19 protein-coding genes are annotated in these 18366 nt (G+C 40.1%); 18 read left to right on the top strand and 1 reads right to left on the bottom strand.

Translation table 11 applies throughout. The features are described from left to right. Window positions 1-4 precede the first annotated feature (4 nt). The 4 genes from I6758_RS03850 (at window position 5) to I6758_RS03835 (ending at window position 4897) form a co-directional block, all read left to right on the top strand. Entirely contained in the window at window positions 5-985 is a 981-nt protein-coding gene (locus I6758_RS03850; RefSeq protein WP_196603886.1) for an aldo/keto reductase, read from the top strand. 61 nt (window positions 986-1046) lie between these two features. Next, window positions 1047-2120: an alpha/beta hydrolase gene (locus tag I6758_RS03845; protein WP_196603885.1), complete on the top strand. Its 1074-nt coding sequence runs from the start codon at window positions 1047-1049 to the stop codon at window positions 2118-2120. 64 nt (window positions 2121-2184) lie between these two features. Continuing rightward, window positions 2185-2817 carry a flavodoxin family protein gene (locus tag I6758_RS03840; protein WP_196603884.1) on the top strand — a complete coding sequence of 211 codons (633 nt, stop codon included), beginning with the start codon at window positions 2185-2187 and terminating at the stop codon, window positions 2815-2817. A gap of 595 nt (window positions 2818-3412) precedes the next feature. After that, window positions 3413-4897, top strand: coding sequence for an MFS transporter (locus tag I6758_RS03835; RefSeq protein ID WP_196603883.1), 1485 nt, complete (start codon window positions 3413-3415; stop codon window positions 4895-4897). A 73-nt stretch (window positions 4898-4970) separates the two neighbouring features. On the opposite strand, the gene I6758_RS03830 is transcribed toward I6758_RS03835, so the two are convergent. Further along, on the bottom strand, window positions 4971-5303 hold the full coding sequence (locus I6758_RS03830; protein WP_196603882.1) for a winged helix-turn-helix transcriptional regulator: 333 nt from the start codon (window positions 5301-5303) through the stop codon (window positions 4971-4973). A gap of 121 nt (window positions 5304-5424) precedes the next feature. On the opposite strand from I6758_RS03830, the gene I6758_RS03825 reads away from it, so the two are divergent. The 14 genes from I6758_RS03825 (at window position 5425) to I6758_RS03760 (ending at window position 18326) form a co-directional block, all read left to right on the top strand. Then, entirely contained in the window at window positions 5425-6069 is a 645-nt protein-coding gene (locus I6758_RS03825; protein ID WP_196603881.1) for a flavodoxin family protein, read from the top strand. 93 nt (window positions 6070-6162) lie between these two features. Further along, window positions 6163-6954 (top strand): EFR1 family ferrodoxin, encoded by a 792-nt coding sequence (locus I6758_RS03820; RefSeq protein WP_196603880.1) that lies wholly within the window; start codon window positions 6163-6165, stop codon window positions 6952-6954. A 456-nt stretch (window positions 6955-7410) separates the two neighbouring features. Further along, window positions 7411-8235 carry a nitrogenase iron protein gene (nifH, locus tag I6758_RS03815; protein ID WP_196603879.1) on the top strand — a complete coding sequence of 275 codons (825 nt, stop codon included), beginning with the start codon at window positions 7411-7413 and terminating at the stop codon, window positions 8233-8235. 33 nt (window positions 8236-8268) lie between these two features. Then, window positions 8269-9834: a nitrogenase iron-iron protein, alpha chain gene (gene anfD / locus I6758_RS03810; RefSeq protein ID WP_196603878.1), complete on the top strand. Its 1566-nt coding sequence runs from the start codon at window positions 8269-8271 to the stop codon at window positions 9832-9834. Window positions 9835-9866: 32 nt separating this feature from the next. Further along, entirely contained in the window at window positions 9867-10208 is a 342-nt protein-coding gene (anfG, locus tag I6758_RS03805; protein WP_231038504.1) for a Fe-only nitrogenase subunit delta, read from the top strand. Window positions 10209-10339: 131 nt separating this feature from the next. Further along, window positions 10340-11728, top strand: a complete 1389-nt coding sequence (gene anfK / locus I6758_RS03800; RefSeq protein WP_196603876.1) for a Fe-only nitrogenase subunit beta — start codon at window positions 10340-10342, stop codon at window positions 11726-11728. A 49-nt stretch (window positions 11729-11777) separates the two neighbouring features. Continuing rightward, window positions 11778-12479 (top strand): type 1 glutamine amidotransferase, encoded by a 702-nt coding sequence (locus I6758_RS03795; protein ID WP_196603875.1) that lies wholly within the window; start codon window positions 11778-11780, stop codon window positions 12477-12479. 62 nt (window positions 12480-12541) lie between these two features. Beyond that, on the top strand, window positions 12542-12868 hold the full coding sequence (locus I6758_RS03790) for a P-II family nitrogen regulator (protein ID WP_196603874.1): 327 nt from the start codon (window positions 12542-12544) through the stop codon (window positions 12866-12868). 13 nt (window positions 12869-12881) lie between these two features. Next, on the top strand, window positions 12882-13286 hold the full coding sequence (locus tag I6758_RS03785) for a P-II family nitrogen regulator (RefSeq protein ID WP_196603873.1): 405 nt from the start codon (window positions 12882-12884) through the stop codon (window positions 13284-13286). Between the two features lie 37 nt (window positions 13287-13323). Beyond that, window positions 13324-13941 (top strand): Fe-only nitrogenase accessory AnfO family protein, encoded by a 618-nt coding sequence (locus I6758_RS03780; protein WP_196603872.1) that lies wholly within the window; start codon window positions 13324-13326, stop codon window positions 13939-13941. A gap of 407 nt (window positions 13942-14348) precedes the next feature. Further along, window positions 14349-14816, top strand: coding sequence for an ACT domain-containing protein (locus tag I6758_RS03775; RefSeq protein WP_196603871.1), 468 nt, complete (start codon window positions 14349-14351; stop codon window positions 14814-14816). A 24-nt stretch (window positions 14817-14840) separates the two neighbouring features. Continuing rightward, window positions 14841-16142 carry a homoserine dehydrogenase gene (locus I6758_RS03770; protein ID WP_196603870.1) on the top strand — a complete coding sequence of 434 codons (1302 nt, stop codon included), beginning with the start codon at window positions 14841-14843 and terminating at the stop codon, window positions 16140-16142. 1 nt (window position 16143) lies between these two features. After that, window positions 16144-17061: a homoserine kinase gene (gene thrB / locus I6758_RS03765; RefSeq protein ID WP_196603966.1), complete on the top strand. Its 918-nt coding sequence runs from the start codon at window positions 16144-16146 to the stop codon at window positions 17059-17061. A gap of 29 nt (window positions 17062-17090) precedes the next feature. After that, window positions 17091-18326 (top strand): HD domain-containing protein, encoded by a 1236-nt coding sequence (locus I6758_RS03760; protein WP_231038492.1) that lies wholly within the window; start codon window positions 17091-17093, stop codon window positions 18324-18326. The last annotated feature ends 40 nt before the right edge of the window (window positions 18327-18366 follow it).

Genomic DNA, 18366 nt, shown 5'->3' with positions numbered 1-18366 from the left:
GAATATGAAAAAAAGAAGGCTTGGAGATTTAGAGGTATCAGCTATAGGATTAGGCTGCATGGGATTTTCCCATGCTTATGGTACTGCGGTTGAGAAAAAGGAAGCTGTACAGAAAATAAGAGCAGCTTATGATCTGGGCTATAATTTTTTTGATACGGCAGAATGCTATATCGGACAAAATCTAGATGGCAGTATTTCTTATAATGAAGAAATCGTCGGCAGGGCATTGGCTGATATACGCAGTCAAGTTGTTATTGCAACAAAATTCGGTGTAAGGCACCAGGGGGACACATTGCTGGCAGACAGCAGTCCGGCAACGATTCGCAAATCGGTAGACAGCAGCTTAAAGCGTCTGGGCGTGGAGTATATCGATCTTTATTATCAGCATCGTATTGATCCAAAGACGGAACCCGAAGAAGTTGCCGCCGTTATGGCAGAGCTGATTAAGGACGGGAAAATCCGTTATTGGGGAATTTCTGAGGCAAATGAAGAATATTTACGGCGTGCATATGCAGTATGCCCGGTCACGGCTATAGAAAATCGTTATTCGATGATGGCTCGATGGCATGAAGCACTGTTCTTGACGCTGGAGGAATTGAATATTGGTTTTGTTGCATTTTCGCCGATGGCAAATGGTTTTTTGACGGGGAAGTATACGAAGAATTCTAAGTTTGCTAAAGGAGATTTTCGCAGTGAAATGCCGCAGTATACAGAAGAAGGTATGGCAGCCGGAGCTGAATTGATGAAAATCGTATCGAATCTGGCAGCTGAAAAAGGCGCGACAGACGCACAGATATCGTTAGCATGGATGATGAATAAAAAACCTTGGATTGTGCCTATTCCGGGCAGCCGTAAAATCGAGCGTATGAAAGAAAATGCTGAATCGGCAGATATTATGCTGACCATTTCCGAAATTCAGCATATTGATCAGGCATTGTCAAAAATGGAGCTGCCAGTGTTTGGTGGACATCATATTGAAAAATAAATTATCATTATCGGAAATAGCCATATACAGAAAAAAATAGCATGAGAGAGGATGAACAAGAATGGTACGAGCAAACAAAATTATCCTGGCTGCATCAATTTGCATGAGTCTGTTGACCACTTCGGCAATGGCGATGAGTAAGCCGGTAACAATTGAGGATCAGGGCAGCTTTATGGCGGGCGGTACGGTAGTGACATCCCCGGGAACTTATGATGGTACAAAGCCGATGAGCCATGATGGTGAAACTTTGCATGGGGACCATGCATATGTATTTTATCAGAAGCCGGTGAAAGCACACAAAAACAGTATGGTATTTCTGCATGGCTATGGACAATCATCAAAGACCTGGGAAAGTACACCGGACGGCCGGGATGGCTTCCAGAATATATTCTTGGAAAAGGGATATAAAACCTATCTGGTCGATGAACCACGTCGCGGCAAAGCAGGACGATCTACTGTTCCCACAACGATTTCTGCACAGCCGGATGATCAGCTTTGGTTCAATACCTTTCGTATCGGCCAGTGGCCCAATTATTATGAGAATGCAGCCGTACCCAAGGATAAAGAATCGCTGGATCAGTTCTTCCGTGAAATGACGCCGGATACAGGCAGCTTCAATGAACAGGTAGTTGCCGATGCAATGGCAGCTGTATTTGAAAAGTCTGGGGATGGTGTGCTGGTCACGCATTCTGCTGGCGGTGGACCGGGTTGGGCGACTGCCATGAGAACCGCTAAGGTTCGTGGTATCATCGCGTTAGAGCCAGGAACATTCCCATTTCCGCAAGGAGAAGTACCAGCAACGGAAGCGACCAGCAGCCCATTCCCGGCTTCGGGTGAAGCTGTGCCAATGGACGAATTTATGAAACTCACGAAAATACCGATTGTTGTATATTTTGGTGATAATATTCCAACTGAGCCAACAGAGAACTGGGGACAGGATAACTGGCGTGTACGCCTGAAGCTTGCGAAAAAGTGGGAAGCTGTGATGAAAAAATATGGCGGTGATGTGACCGTCGTTTCTTTACCGGATATCGGAATCAAAGGAAATACGCATTTTATGATGGCAGATCTTAATAATGAACAGGTTGCAGATGCTATGGAAAAATGGATGAAGAAGAAAGGTTTGGCTGAATAATCTTTGGCTAAATTTTGCAAAAACAAGAAATCTAAATGAAACAATGAAAACTTGGAGGAAAAAAATGAAAGTTTTACTGGTGAATGGAAGTCCGCATGAAAAAGGATGTACGTATACTGCACTTTCTGAGGTCGCAAAAACCTTACAGGAAGAGAATGTTGGGACAGACTTCTTCTGGATTCGCAATAAAGCACTTAATGGCTGCCTGGGATGCCATAAATGTGTGCAACTGCATAAATGCGTATTTGATGACCGGGTGAATGAATTGCTGGAGATTGCCGGAAAATATGATGGATTTATCTTTGGCTCCCCTGTGCATTGGGCTGCAGCAGGTGGAGCTGTTACGTCTTTCCTGGATCGTGTTTTTTACGCAGATTTCTGTGGTGGACGGAATTCCTTTTACCTGAAACCGGCAGCTGCAGTCATTTCTGCCCGCAGGGCCGGGACGACAGCGACCTATGATCAGCTGAATAAATACTTTGGTTTGATGCAGATGCCTATCGTGTCTTCTCGCTATTGGAATATGGTGCATGGTGCGAAACCAGAAGATGTCCAGCAGGATATTGAAGGTTTGCAGGTTATGCGTATCCTGGGACGAAATATGGCGTTTTTCCTGAAATGCAAGGAAGTTGGATTGAAAAATGGGGTTGCATTGCCTGAACAGGAAGAAACTACCTTCACGAATTTTATTCGTTGACTGGCTCAGCAGTTGGAAGGAGAGCTGACCAATGTATGATGAGGTAGCAGAATATAGTCGGGGACTTACCAAACTGATTGATAGGCACGCTGAGATTATAAATTGATGCAATGTCATATTATGCAGAAATCTTTAATTTCCAGAACTGGTAACTATAGTTCCTGTATTGCAGCGAGGATTATTATGGGAAAAGGCATGCCGGACGATAACTCATCTTATTTGAGTAGTTAGGTATAAGGAGAGAGGCTGAAGAACTAATCAACAGCCTCTTTTTTTATTTTGGGAATATATTTATCGCAATCTTGTACCCAAATTGAATAAAAAGATTGACATGGAGTTCACTCCATGTAGTAAAGTTATTTTGTCAGAAATGAATATAAAAAACTATTTGATTAATAAGGAGCCGGTAAAATGAATTTTACTAAAACTATGTCTTATTCTTTGCAGCTCAGGGCGGTTGTGAATAACAGCTTACTTCGCATATCAAGGCGAATAATCGTATTTATAATGATTTAGCAGTTTCCGTAATGCTTTTATTCAATGACTCGATAAGAAATTTGCATACCATAAAGCCGCGGAGTTATAGGAGATTTTTATGAATAAACAAAGACTTTTTATTGTAACAATGGGGCTTTTATTGTCGAATGCTATGGCAGGTTTGGATGGAACAATAATTAATACGGCTTTGCCATCAATCATAAGTGATTTACACGGAATTCAATATATTGGCTGGATTGTTGCAGTTTTTTTGTTAGGAATGGCAGTCGTTACACCTCTATGGAGTAAATTCGGCGAACGTATAGGGAATAAAAGAGCCTATCAGATAGCTACGATATTATTTATTTTTGGGTCAATATTTCAAGCATTATCCAGTAATATTATTTTTTTCTTAATTGCAAGGGCTATTATGGGAATTGGTGCAGGAGGAATGAATACATTACCATTTATTATTTATGCAGATTTGTATACAAATCTAAGAAAAAGAAGTGAAGTCATAGGATATGCTACTGCAAGCTTTAGCGCAGCTTCTATCATCGGTCCGTTAATTGGTGGTTGGATTGTAGATGTTTTCAGTTGGCATTGGGTATTTTATATTAATGTTCCTATTGCAATGTTTTCAATTTTGAGTGTTCAATTTTTTTTCAAAGAGCCCATACGAAATGCTGCAGGTAAGAAAATAGACTATTTAGGTGCTTGTCTGCTTATATCTTCTTTGGTTTTAATTTTAACAGGCATCCAAATGATAGGGACAGCTTCACTGGTGCTTATTGTCAGCTTTATGATGGTTGGTTTGATTTTATTGGCATTATTATTACAAGTTGAAAAAAAAGCGGCCGATCCCATAATTCCTAACAGGCTTTTTAAAAATATTCCTTTGGTAGTGGACTTTTTTTTATTTGCTCTTTTGTGGGGGGCATTTATTGCGTTCAATATTTATATACCAATGTGGGCTCAAAGTCTCTTGGGCCTTAGTGCCTTGATAGGAGGTATGACCCAGATTCCTGGTTCTATTACAAATTTTATGGGTTCTGTGATTGGCGCCAGAATACAAGCACAGGTGGGAAAATATCGCATGGTTACTTTGGGAACTTTAGCGTTTTTATTTTCTTTTTTGTGTGTGGCAGCGGCACCTATTAATACATCTTTTGGATTTTTATTGCTAATGGGGGCCTTTGAGGGTCTCGGATTAGGTTTATGTTTTAATATTTTGCAAATTAGCGTACAGGAAGATGCCGAGAAAAGAGATATTCCAATTGCAACCTCATTTGCATATTTATTGCGTATTTTAAGTCAAGCATTCATGTCCTCTATCTATGGAGTAGTTTTAAATAATGCTTTAATGAAGGGGGTTGAAGAGTCTCGTGGGGAAATTTCTATTGATATGCTGAATAAGCTGGGAAATTCACAAAGTATGACAGATTTACCGGGAACTTTACTATATGAAATGAGAATAATCATGTATAGTGGTTTGCACAATATTATGTTGATTGCATTGTTTTTATTGATCATAGCCTTAATTTTTAATATTGGAATACAGAAAAAAATGAAAAAAAACGGGTTTAAACATTTCGGTCAGTAAAATTTAAACATTTGAATATCATGATTTCATTAAGGGGACGGGTGGTGCTGAAACAATTGTCTCCATTACTTGATTATATTTCAATGTTTTTATGCTCATTTCCCCATTTTGCTACTTTTTCCAATATCGGGATCAACGATATTCCTTCTTCGGTCAGGGAATATTCTACTTTAGGCGGTACTTCATTATATTGCTCTCTATGTATTAAACTATTTGTTTCCAGATATTTCAATTGAGCGCTTAATGTTTTATGTGTGATAGGGTTCAAGTTTTTTTTCAATTGATTATATCTTATTATTTTTAATTTGTATATTTCCCATAAAATAATCCAGTTCCACTTTCCGCCTATCAGGGATATTGTATATCGCATGCCGCAATCCCCGTATTTATTTTCAAATATATTCATAAATAAACCTCCAATACTTACTTTTGAGTGAGTATATACCTAAAAAGTGCATACTTACTTTTTTATAAGAATAATATATAATTTATAACATAGATTTTTATAATATTCAATGGAGGTAGAAATGAATATATTAGCTATCAATGCAAGTCCGAGAAAAAATGGAAATACTGCGGCTCTTTTAGACAAATCTTTAGAAGGCGCTGCTTCATGTGGTGCAAAAACGCAGCTTATCAATCTTTATGAACTTAAATACAAGGGCTGCTTGAGTTGTTTTGCCTGCAAACTAAAGGATGGAAAAAGCTATGGAAAATGTGTGGTGAAGGATGACTTGGCAAATGTGCTTGAAGCGGCTGCCGCAGCGGATGCAATTGTGCTTGGCTCTCCAATCTATTTACATTCACCCACAAGTTCTGCGAGAGCATTCTTGGAAAGATGGGTTTTTCCTTATCTGGTATATGATAAAGATCATTCAAGCCTTTTTCCGAGAAAAATTCCAGTAGCGCTGATCTATACAATGAATGTGACTTCTGAACAATTTAAAGTGGAGTATGAACCTGAACTAAAATCAATTCCTATCTATATAGAAAAAATATTTGGTTCATGTGAAACGCTGGTGGTCAATGACACATATCAATTTGATAATTATTCAAAATATGTTGCAACTTTATTTGATGAGAAGAAGAAAAGAATGGTCAGGGACACACAATTTCCCAAAGATTGCCAACAGGCGTTCGACATGGGGGTAAAGCTTGCCAGAAGAACTTGAATTTTATTCCAGATCTGCTGTGGAAAAGTAATATGCAGGATATTTATATAATAAAATAATAACAAGGGATTTTTATGGGAGGAGAAAGCGGCAATGGCAGTAAACACTACTATTTATTATTTCAGCGGCACAGGAAATTCTTTAAAAATTGCCGAAGATCTGAGTACAAACATGCGTGATTCTAAAATAGTACGCGTTGCCTATAATACGCTGCATATAACTGCTGATGAAGACTCGGCGAAAATAGGTTTTGTGTTCCCTGTATATTTCAGAGGCTTACCGCGCATGCTGGAAGGTTTTATAAAAAAACTGAAAGTTAACAGCAATGCTTATTTTTTTGCAGTAGCCAATTTTGGAAGCAGTGCGGCCTTGAGTTTCCAGCAGATTGACGGGATTCTTAAAGAGAAGGGAGCAGGGCTGAACGCAAATTTTAGTGTCTTTATGCCGGGTAATATGTGGTTTATGTATTATCCTCACCCAGAAAAAGATTTTTCTGAAAGAATTGAAGAGGAGCCTGGCAAATGTAAAATTATCGCCGGTAAGATCAATTGTAAATCAGAAAATCCACTGCCTATATTGGAAAAGTTAGAAGAAGACAAAAAAATGTACAACGCATTTATACCAAGTACTGTCAGTAATAATTTTTGGGTGAATGAAAAATGTACAGGATGCGCTGTTTGTTCAAAGGTATGTCCGGCAAAAAATGTGTATTTCATAGATGGCAGGCCGGTATGGAAAAAAAATTGTGAACAGTGTTTAGCCTGCCTGCATTGGTGTCCGGTGGGAGCAATAGAATATAAACAGGATTCTATTGGGAGAAAAAGGTATCATAATCCATTAATCCATTCCAGAAAAATGTTTGTTGATTCTTTGAAGAAAAAATAAGTTAAATGAGGGTTGTTTTATATAAATATTTTACAAGCAGGTCTGCTGTCTAGCAGCTATACTAATAGTCTACGTAATTATTTTGAAAATTCTGTCTTATATACAAACACAGATAAAAATTTAATATATTTATATTGACTTCATAAAAAAAATATGTTAAAGTGAATCATGCTTATAAATTAAAGAGCAAAGGTGCTTTCGATATTGCCGTTCGGTAATATGAAAGTGCCTTTTTTTTTACAAGGGAGGGAAATAAAATAGGGCAAATATTTTTGCCTATAGAAAAAGCTCTATGAATACTGCAATATTCATAGAGCATGGGTAATCGCCTATTCAACTGGTAAGAAGATTATTTGATATGCCCGTTTTTAAGTATAACAAATGAATTTAAACTTTTCAAGCCGAATAGGTGGATTTTTATAAGTGACATTATAAATTTGAGAGGGGCAGTTTGGAATGAGAAAGATTGCAATTTATGGAAAAGGCGGCATTGGCAAATCAACCACGCAGCAAAATACAGCAGGAGCTATGGCCCATTTTTTCGATAAGAAGGTATTTATACATGGCTGCGACCCTAAGGCAGATTCTACACGCATGATACTGGGCGGGATGAATCAGAAAACATTGATGGATATGCTGCGTGATGATGGTGAAGAAAAAATCACAGTTGACCGCGTTGTAAAGGAAGGATACGGTGGCATCCGCTGTGTTGAATCCGGCGGTCCTGAACCGGGAGTTGGCTGTGCAGGACGCGGAGTTATAACTGCTATCGATCTGATGGAAAAAAATGGAGCTTATACTGATGATCTTGATTTCGTGTTTTTTGATGTATTAGGAGATGTTGTTTGCGGCGGTTTTGCCATGCCTATACGTGAAGGTAAAGCACAAGAGGTATATATTGTCGCTTCAGGCGAAATGATGGCCATTTATGCGGCCAATAATATTTGCAAAGGGTTGCTTAAATATGCTAAACAAAGCGGAGTCCGCTTGGGCGGTATAATTTGCAACAGCCGCAATGTAGATAGAGAAAAAGAATTTTTAGAAGAATTTACTTCGGCCATAGGGACTAAAATGATACACTTTGTGCCCCGTGATAATGTTGTTCAGAAAGCAGAATTCAATAAAAAGACCGTTGTAGAATATGATGCTGAGTGCAATCAGGCCAATGAATATAGAACCTTAGCTCAAAAAATCATAGACAATAAGGATTTTGTTATACCGCATCCCTTAAAAATGGATGACCTGGAAGCTATGGTAGTAAAATACGGAATATCTGATTGACACGGTTTATCACTGATACAGGGAGGAATAGAAATGCCATATCATGAGTTTGAATGCAGCAAATGCATACCGGAAAGAATAAAGCACGCCGTAGATAAAGGAAAAGATGAAAATTTATCTGATGCGCTGCCATTGGGATATCTTAATACTATTCCTGGTACATTGTCCGAACGCGGATGTGCTTATTGTGGTGCTAAACATGTTATAGGTACGCCGATGAAAGATGTTATTCACCTCAGCCACGGGCCTATAGGCTGCACCTATGATACGTGGCAGACCAAAAGGTATATAAGTGATAATGATAATTTTCAGATAAAATATACTTTTGCCTCCGATATGAAAGAAAAGCATATAGTTTTTGGTGCGGAAAAGGTATTAAAAAATAATATTCTTGAAGCATTCAAAGCCTTTCCAAAAATAAAGCGGATGACTATTTATCAGACCTGCGCTTCTGCATTGATCGGAGATGATATCAAGGCAATCTCTCAGGAAGTAATGGATGAAATGCCGGATGTAGATATCTTTGTATGTAATTCTCCTGGATTTGCCGGACCAAGTCAGTCAGGAGGCCATCATAAAATCAATATTGCATGGGTGAATGACAAAGTAGGTCAGGTAGAGCCTACAATTACAAGCGATTTTGTAATTAATTATGTAGGAGAATACAATATTCAGGGTGATCAGCAGATTATGCAGGATTACTTTAAAAGAATGGGTATACAGATTCTCTCAACATTTACGGGAAACGGCTCCTATGATGATTTGAGGGCTATGCATAGAGCAAAGCTCAATGTACTGGAATGTGCCCGGTCCGCAGAGTATATCTGCGATGAACTGCGTAAACGCTATGGTATTCCGCGTATGGATATTGACGGTTTTGGCTTTAAGTCATTGTCAGGCTCTTTGCGTAAAATTGGCTTATTCTTTGGTATTGAGGACAGAGCTGAGGCCATTATAGAAGAAGAAACAAAACGCTGGAAACCCGAACTTGATTGGTATGCGGCAAGACTTAAGGGTAAAAAGATATGCTTGTGGCCGGGTGGGTCAAAACTCTGGCATTGGGCTCATGTCATTCATGAAGAAATGGGATTGGAAGTAGTATCCGTATATACCAAATTCGGACATCAGGGCGACATGGAAAAAGGTGTTTCCCGGTGCGAAGTCGGTGCTTTGGCAATTGATGATCCAAACGAACTTGAATGTATTGAAGCAATGTATAAGTTAAAGCCGGATGTTATAGTCACAGGGAAACGTCCGGGGGAAGTAGCAAAAAAAATACGGGTTCCCTATGTCAATGTCCATGCTTATAACAACGGACCGTATAAAGGTTTTGAAGGTTGGGTGCGACTTGCCAGAGATCTTTATAACGCAATATATTCACCTATTCATCAATTGGCATTTGTTGATATAAGCAAGGATGAAATAGAAACAGATAAAGGCTTTATGACACGGCAAATGTTTTCCGATACGCAGTTGGATGAATCTATTGTGAATTCCAAAGAAATGCATGAATATACGGGAGAATTCGACAGCCTGAAACGACTGCGCGACAGAGAATATCCACAATATCCGATGAAGGGAAAACAGGCGGCAGTCTAAATTATACAAAGGAGTTGCAGATTACCGTGGAAATGACTATAGAAGCCGGAAAAGATACGCTGATGAATTATATTATGAAAAATTGCCTCTGGCAGTTTAATTCCCGCGGGTGGGATAGAAAATCACAAAACGAAAATATTATCGGCAAAGCTACGCAGATACTCTGCAAAGAAGAAACCAGCAGAGAAACTTTAGCGGATCGCTGTTACTGGGCTGAAGCACAGGAATTGGTAAACGAATGGCAATGCTTTCCCTGGCTGCAGAAAATGAATGACAATGATATAAAAGCCATGATGGGCAAGCTGAAAGAGACACTTGATTACCAGCTGATTACAAATTCGCTTAATGAAGAGCTGAAAAATCCTAATTATTAAAAATCATTTTGCCTGATGGATTGTCCACTCCTGTCCGCAATGATTGGAAATGGCAGACAGGAACGGACATATCCCGTATTGGCTGTGTTAAATTTGCATACGTATGTTCAAAGAAAAAGGGGGGCGCAGCAATGCCTTGTGAATTAAAGGAAAAAGAGCGCACAGGTGTAATAAATCCTATATTCACCTGTCAGCCGGCAGGCGCGCAATATGCCAGTATTGGTATAAAGGATTGTATCGGGATCGTGCATGGTGGACAAGGGTGTGTAATGTTCGTGCGGTTGTGGTTCTCCCAGCATTATAAGGAAAGCTTTGAGCTGGCATCTTCCTCTCTGCATGAAGATGCAGCTGTTTTCGGAGGCGTTCATCGTGTAGAAGAGGCAGTCGACGTTCTCTTGATGCGTTATCCGGATGTTAAGATAGTGCCCATAATAACCACCTGCTCAACAGAAGTAATCGGTGACGATGTTGATGGTGTAGTCACGAAACTTAATGAAGGACTGTTGAAAGAAAAGTATGCCGGCCGTGAAGTGCATCTTATTCCTATTCATACGCCAAGCTTTAAAGGCAGTCATGTGACAGGCTATGATGTAGCAGTGGAAGAAATCATAAAACATTTCGCCAAGAAAGATAAAGCAGCAAAAAAGCTGAATCTGCTGACTGGCTGGCAGAATCCGGGCGATGTACGCACCTTGAAGCATTTGCTGACGGAAATGGATGTAGAAGCTAACGTGATTTTTGATATTGAGGAATTTGACGCACCCCTCATGCCTGACGGCAATCATGTGGCACATGGCAGCACAACTATGGAAGACTTGGAAAATACGGGCAGCGCAATAGGCACGATAGCACTTAATCGTTATGAAGTGGGTAAAGCGGCACAATATCTTGAAAATGAGTTTGATATTCCTACGGTAATAGGACCGTCTCCTATCGGTATACGCAACACTGATACTTTTTTGGAAAATGTCAAAAAACTTACAGGCAAATCCATCCCGGCATCGCTTGTAAAGGAACGCGGCATTGCAATTGATGCGATTACTGATGTGGCACATATGTTTTTGGCGGATAAGCGTGTGGCTATCTATGGTCATCCGGATCTTGTTATAGGTCTTGCAGAATTCTGCCTGGATTTAGAAATGAAACCTGTTCTGCTGCTTTTGGGGGATGACAATACCAAATATGGTGAAGATTCCCGTATTAAAGCGCTGCAGGAAAATGTCGATTACGATATGGAAATTGTTACCAATGCCGATTTATGGGATTTGGGAGATCGCTTGCAGAATAAAGGGTTGAAGCTTGATCTTATTTTAGGTCATTCCAAGGGAAGATTCATCGCAATGGATAATAAAGTTCCGTTGGTGAGAGTCGGTTTCCCCGTATTTGACAGGGCCGGATATCACAGAGAAGCTACAGTAGGATATGAAGGCGCCATGCTTCTGGCTGAAAAAATGGCTAATGTATGGTTTACGGATATGGAATATACCCAAAATAAGGAATGGCTTCTCAATATGTGGTAATACCTGTCCAGTAAGTAAATGTATGCATTTTGCCGAGAGGAAAACATTAATGAGACTGCATTATATTCAGCATGTTCCTTTTGAACATCCGGGAATTATTTTGGATTGGGCGCAGGAACATGGTTACCCGCTGAGCAACACGCAAATATATCAGGAGGATGCTTTTCCTGCTCAGAAAGATTTTGATTGGCTGATTGTCATGGGCGGTCCGATGAATATTTACGAAGAAGATAAATATCCTTGGCTGAAAAAAGAAAAGGAATTTATTCTGCAAAGTATAAACAGCGGTAAAATAGTCATTGGAATATGTCTGGGGGCTCAGTTGGCAGCTGATGTTTTGGGCGGTAAAGTAACAAAAAACGAGCAGAAAGAAATTGGCTGGCTGCCCGTGACATTCAATGAAAATATAAAAAAAGAATCGGTATTCTCTGATTTTCCCGAAGAGATGACTGTATTTCAGTGGCATGGTGATACATTCAGCCAATTGCCGCCCAATGCCTATAGCATTGCTCAGAGTAAAGGCTGCAAACAGCAGGCTTTTGTCTATGGCGGGACAGTTTATGCCTTTCAATTTCATCTGGAGATCGGCGAAAATACCATAAAAGATTTGTTGCATCATTGCTCTGACGAAATGACTGTCGGTGATTACGTTCAAACGTCCGAATATATTTTGAATAACATTCCTATGCTTGAACCGATTCAAAAATATATGAAAAAATTTTTGGATAATTTGTCCGAAAGCAGAGTTTAAGAGTATAAAGTGACAGTAAATAATCGCTGCATGATCAAGCCATTTTGAAAGGAAGTGTCATTATGTTAATGATTAAGGCATTTGTCAGGCCGGAAAAGAAAGAGCTATTATTGGAAGAACTTTCGAAAGCAGGTTTCCATTCCGTAACTGTTGTCGATGTTGTTGGGCGCGGTAAACAGCAGGGGATAAAATTTGGTGAACGCATTTATGATGAAATACCAAAATGTATGCTGATGCTGGGTGTAGAAGATACCGCCAGAGAAGCTGTTGTCGGTATTATAATCAAGTATGCGAAAAGTGACAATGGCGGAGCTTTCGGTGACGGAAAGATTTTTATCAGCCGTTTAGAACAGGTTTATACTGTTTCCAGCGGAAAACCAGGCTTATGACGGAGGCACTGTGATGAAAGAAATAATAGCTGCCATTCGCATAGAAAAAATAGGTCCTACTAAAAAGGCTTTATTGGAGATAGGTATACCAGGTTTCACTGCTTTCAAGGCAGTAGGCAGAGGCAAGCGGGTGACAGATGAGACGCTGCTCGCGAAAAGGAAAATGTCTATAGCCAAGGTTGATCCTGCCGATAATAAATCAGAATTGCTGATGACAGAATTTATCAATGGAGCCAGGACATTTCCCTGCAGAGTGGTGATTGTTTTGGTGTCTGATGCTGATGCTGATAAAGTAGTACAGGCAATAATAAAAGTAAACCGCACAAACTACGGCATAGGTGACGGGAAAATTTTTGTCATGCCTCTTGAAGAATCAATACGCATCCGTACAGAAGAAACCGGTGTTGCTGCTTTGTAGATATTTGACCGATTTTCATAAGGAATGGTGAATTATTGTGAGAATAGCAGCTTTGGTGGATAATGACGGCAGAACCATTGCTATGAATGAATCGGGTAACCTTATCTTGTATGAACAGGATAAACACGCAGCATGGCATGAAATAAAAAAATGTGAATATTCTCTGATAAATATCACTGATGCAGCACAGATAAGAAAAATTTTACGAAAACATATCAGCACTATCACGGATTGTCATATCCTGCTCGCAAAAGACGGAAAGGCCATATACCGTATGATATTCGAAGATGCAGGTTACCATCTTTGGCGTCTCGAAGGTATCGCAGAAAAAGTGCTTTGGCAGGTCGCAGAATTGGAGCATGCCGGCGGCATGAAAAAAACTGCCCAAAAACTGCGGACGGCGGCAGACTATCATCCTGTATCAAAGGGAAAAGGTCATTATTTTATAGATATTTGTGAAGTAATGTCAAATCATAATATTCATTCCAGCGATGTGCTTATTCCTTTTTTGGAAAAGAGAAATTTTGAAGTGCTTGAAATTAACTGCACTCATATACCGCGCTGGTTTGAGAACGTACTTGAACCGCTGGAGCTGAAGCTGCGATCGCAGTATACGGACTCGGGCCTAATGAAAGTTTTTGTATCCAAGAAATGATTTTACTAACATATTTTGGTTCAAATGCATATTTGAAGTGAGGTCTCCCCCACACTTCCGCTGCATTGACATAAGCAATAGCTGAACGAAAAGGCTCTGCCACCGGCAGAGTCTTTTCGTTCAGCTATTGCTGTGAAATGATTCAAGTTCATTAATATAGATGCAGAACATTTTTACAAAAGAAAATAGTTATACTATGCATGCAAAAAAATTTTTTTATTCCATCATGAGTGTATATTTTTATACAATTTAAAAATTTCACTAGCTTATAATAATTTTTTTATATAAAAAACAGTAAGATTATATTGTCTAGGGGGTAGAAAAAACATTGAAAACACGTTATAATAGCACGGGGAGATTCCTCCCTGAGAATAATATTATCCATTCTATAAACACGGAGGATTTAAATGCGAAAAAGAAAACAGATTATCAATAATAAAAATACAGGGTTTTTCCTTGTAAAGGAAGATATTCTGCCTACTGCAATAAAGAAAACCATCAAAGTCAATGAAATGCTTAAGCGTGGTGATGCAGCTACAATAAATGAAGCAATAGCTTCTACAGGCTTATCACGCAGTGCTTACTATAAATACAAAGATTCTGTATTTCCTTTTTATGAAGCCAGCCTTAATAAGATAGTATCAATTTCCTTTATGCTGGATCATAAAAAAGGTGTACTGTCAAAAGTGCTGAATATAATATCGTCCGATTCGGCAAATATACTGACGATCAATCAAGGGCTGCCTTTGCAGGGAATGGCCAACGTTACTTTATCTATTGAAACAGAAAATATGAACATTGATCTTGAAGCCCTGCTCGATAAGCTCCGTGTGGTCGAAGGAGTAAGACGACTGGAAATAGTGGGACAGGCATAAGCCGTTTGAAAGGATATTTACTAAATGAGTGGTATTATAAAAGTCGGTCTTTTAGGCTGCGGTACAGTAGGTACGGGTGTTATTAAAGTTTTGGCAGAAAATGCTGAAGAAATAACACCAAAGGTCGGTGCACAAATTATCATTTCACGTGTGTTGGTACGGGATGCTCAAAAAAAGCGTGATTTACCTCAGTCTATTTCTGTTACAGATAATATAGAGGATATTTTAAATGATCCTGAGATAAAGATTGTTATTGAACTGCTCGGCGGAATACATCCGGCACGTGAATATATGCTGCGGGCTATGCAGTCGGGCAAAAATGTAGTGACAGCCAATAAAGACGTGGTTGCTCAATTTGGTAAAGATATGTTTGCCGCCGCAGAAGCCAGCGATGTTGACTTTATGTTTGAAGCCAGTGTCGGCGGAGGAATACCTATCATCACACCTTTGAAGCAGTGCCTTACGGCAAATAAACTGACAGAGGTAATAGGTATTGTCAACGGGACTACCAACTATATGCTCACTAAAATGAGTGAAGAAGGCGCGAGCTACGATGAAGTTTTAAAAGCGGCACAGGAAAAAGGTTATGCGGAGGCGGATCCGACTGCCGATGTGGGCGGCCTTGATGCAGCCCGCAAAACAGCTATTTTAGCTTCCATAGCGTTTAACAGCAGAGTCGGCTTAGACAAAGTCCATGTTGAGGGAATAACTAAAATAACTCCTGAGGATATTGCTTATGCTAAGGAATTAGGTTACACAATAAAATTGTTATCAATTTCACGAGATGATGAAAAGGGCATAGATGTCAGAGTTCATCCGGCTCTTTTGCCTCAGTCCCATCCTCTTGCTGCTGTCCGCAATGAATTCAATGCTATTTTTGTAAAGGGCAATGCAGTCGGGGAAACGATGTTTTATGGACGCGGAGCAGGACAATTGCCTACCGCTTCGGCTGTGATCGCAGATGTTGTGGATGTGGCAAGAGATATAGTGAAGGACCGTTTTGGCAGAATACGCTGCACCTGTTATGAACATAAAATTTTCTGCCCTATTGAGCAGACTTTATCGTCGTATTATGTACGTCTTCTGGTTGATGACCAGCCGGGAGTTCTCGGTGCGATTGCCATGGCATTCGGGCAGACAGGTGTCAGTCTGAGTGCAGTGATTCAAAAAAGGAAAGTTAAGAGTAAAGCGGAAATAGTAGCTGTAACTCATAAAGTGGAGGAAGCGAAAATCCGCCAAGCTGAGCAGGTACTTAATAAATTGTCCGCAGTTGATAAAATATGCAACGTGATCCGTGTAGAAGAACCTACAGGTCAGGAGGCATAATATATTGAATAAAAGTGAAACCGTAAAAGTGCAGGTCCCCGCGACAACGGCCAACTGTGGTCCGGGATTTGACGCCTTGGGAATAGCCTGCAATATTTATAATGAATTAGAACTTACTCTTTTCAGAGAAAATAAGCTGGAAATAGAAATATCCGGTGAAGGCACGGGATATCTACCGGAAAATGATAAAAATCTCATATGGAAAGTAGTAAAAAGTGTAGTCGAAAAAACAGACGCTGCTTACGAAGGCGCACAAATTAAGATGCATAATAATATTCCGCTTTCTCGTGGCTTGGGGAGCAGCGCCGCTGCAATAGTTGCCGGTATTACTGCAGCGAATTGTGCACTCGGTGAACCTTTTGACCGGCAATCTGTACTGGAAATGGCTACTGCACTGGAGGGCCATCCGGACAATGTGGCACCGGCAATTTTTGGTGGAATGACGGTCAGCTTGTGTGAACAAAATGTGGTGAAGACGCTTTCCTTTCTGCCCAAAATTGATTTGAAAATGATAGTAGCCGTACCGGAATTTTTTCTTTCTACCAAAAAGGCCAGAAAAGCTCTTCCCGAATTTGTTTCAATGAGTGATGCAGTATTCAATGTAGCGCATGTATCCAGTCTTATAGCAGCTATGTGTACGGGAAATGTTGATGTCCTCTCACATTCTTTTAATGATAAATTGCATCAACCGTACAGAGCAGACCTGATTCCCGGCATGTATGAAGTTTTTGATGCTGCAAAAGCGGCAGGAGCGCTTGGCACTGCCATAAGCGGCGCCGGACCTTCGCTGATAGCTTTTGCCGTGCATGAAGAAGAACAGATAGGCAGGGCGATGGTAGCTGCCTTCAGTAAATATCAGGTAGATTCACATTACCTTATTCTGGATATAGATAATAAGGGAGCACGCCGTATAAACTGATAAGGATATATTTCTGGAGGCAATATGTTTTGACGGAAGAACAAATGGTCGAGTATATAACTGCACACGGCGGTGAAATATATATAGTAGGCGGATGGATAAGAGATAAGCTGGCAGGAAGAATGCCAAAGGATAAAGATTATGTTTTATGCAAGATGCGGGAAATTGATTTTTGCATGCTTTTTCCTGATGCAAAAAAAGTCGGTAGAGCTTTTCCGGTGTATTTACTCGAAGTTGACGGAAAAAAATGTGAGATTGCTTTCGCCAGAAGAGAATTAAAACACGGGCATGGATACAAGGGGTTTACAGTCAGCTATAATGAAGATATTGCCATAGAGGATGATTTGTTTCGGCGTGACAGCCGTATGAACAGCATTGCCTTTAAGCTGCCGGAAAAAATAATAATAGATCCTTTCAGCGGCGGTGAAGATATCAAGAATAAAATTATCTGTGCAACATCAATACATTTTCAGGAGGATCCTGTCAGGGCACTGCGTGCTGCCCGACAGGCTGCTGAATTTGATTTTACTATAGAAGAAGCTACTGTAAAACAAATGAAAGAATGCGGTGCCGAATTGCGGGGAGAACCTGCAGAACGCATTATGAATGAACTATCCCGTGCGCTGTCCGCGCAAACTCCTTCTGTTTTTTTTCGCTATTTGAAGAAGGCTGCATTGCTGGATATTGTATTTCCTGAAATAGCTGCTCTGGCGGGACAGACTCAGCCTTGCTTTTATCATCCGGAAGGAGACAGCTTTGAGCATACAATGCTTATTCTTGATACAGTCGCGGCAAGTACAGATGATGCTGCCGTACGTTTTGCAGCTCTTTGTCATGACTTGGGGAAAGGGCTTACACCTCAAAATATGCTGCCCCACCATTATGGACATGAAAAAAACGGAATTATTGCCCTTGATCGATGGCATAAACGAATGACGCTGCCTTCACATTGGTATTATGGAGCTTCGTTTACAATAAGGGAACATATGCGGGCAGCTCGATTGGTTAAGTTTGGAAAAATAGTAGATCTGCTCATTGCAATAGAAAAAAATCCGCTCGGTGCAGATGGCTTTTGCACTATTATCAGTGCAGACAATAAAATGCTGCCTGCTTATCTGAAGAATATTCATTTGATACTTGAATTGTTTCACTCCATAGATATGGAAAAACGGCCGGCGCTCTTAAAAGGAAAACAGATAGGCGAATGGCTGCGTGAACAGAGAGTAGATGTTTTGGCAAGTTATATAAAAAATATGAACATTTAATTTGAAAAGCATGGATTTTACATAAAAAAGCTGCCCTCCG

The sequence above is a fragment of the Pectinatus haikarae genome (genome assembly GCF_015732185.1).
Lineage (GTDB): Bacteria > Bacillota > Negativicutes > Selenomonadales > Selenomonadaceae > Pectinatus > Pectinatus haikarae.
Note: the sequence above shows the minus strand (reverse complement) of the source record. Positions and strands in the feature narration are given on the sequence as shown.

Bases quoted from the DNA above. Each gene is read 5' to 3' on its own strand.
- I6758_RS03850 (WP_196603886.1), top strand. From the start codon at position 5: ATGAAAAAAAGAAGGCTTGGAGATTTAGAGGTATCAGCTATAGGATTA.
- I6758_RS03845 (WP_196603885.1), top strand. From the start codon at position 1,047: ATGGTACGAGCAAACAAAATTATCCTGGCTGCATCAATTTGCATGAGT.
- I6758_RS03840 (WP_196603884.1), top strand. From the start codon at position 2,185: ATGAAAGTTTTACTGGTGAATGGAAGTCCGCATGAAAAAGGATGTACG.
- I6758_RS03835 (WP_196603883.1), top strand. From the start codon at position 3,413: ATGAATAAACAAAGACTTTTTATTGTAACAATGGGGCTTTTATTGTCG.
- I6758_RS03830 (WP_196603882.1), bottom strand. From the start codon at position 5,303: ATGAATATATTTGAAAATAAATACGGGGATTGCGGCATGCGATATACA.
- I6758_RS03825 (WP_196603881.1), top strand. From the start codon at position 5,425: ATGAATATATTAGCTATCAATGCAAGTCCGAGAAAAAATGGAAATACT.
- I6758_RS03820 (WP_196603880.1), top strand. From the start codon at position 6,163: ATGGCAGTAAACACTACTATTTATTATTTCAGCGGCACAGGAAATTCT.
- nifH (WP_196603879.1), top strand. From the start codon at position 7,411: ATGAGAAAGATTGCAATTTATGGAAAAGGCGGCATTGGCAAATCAACC.
- anfD (WP_196603878.1), top strand. From the start codon at position 8,269: ATGCCATATCATGAGTTTGAATGCAGCAAATGCATACCGGAAAGAATA.
- anfG (WP_231038504.1), top strand. From the start codon at position 9,867: ATGACTATAGAAGCCGGAAAAGATACGCTGATGAATTATATTATGAAA.
- anfK (WP_196603876.1), top strand. From the start codon at position 10,340: ATGCCTTGTGAATTAAAGGAAAAAGAGCGCACAGGTGTAATAAATCCT.
- I6758_RS03795 (WP_196603875.1), top strand. From the start codon at position 11,778: ATGAGACTGCATTATATTCAGCATGTTCCTTTTGAACATCCGGGAATT.
- I6758_RS03790 (WP_196603874.1), top strand. From the start codon at position 12,542: ATGTTAATGATTAAGGCATTTGTCAGGCCGGAAAAGAAAGAGCTATTA.
- I6758_RS03785 (WP_196603873.1), top strand. From the start codon at position 12,882: ATGAAAGAAATAATAGCTGCCATTCGCATAGAAAAAATAGGTCCTACT.
- I6758_RS03775 (WP_196603871.1), top strand. From the start codon at position 14,349: ATGCGAAAAAGAAAACAGATTATCAATAATAAAAATACAGGGTTTTTC.
- I6758_RS03770 (WP_196603870.1), top strand. From the start codon at position 14,841: ATGAGTGGTATTATAAAAGTCGGTCTTTTAGGCTGCGGTACAGTAGGT.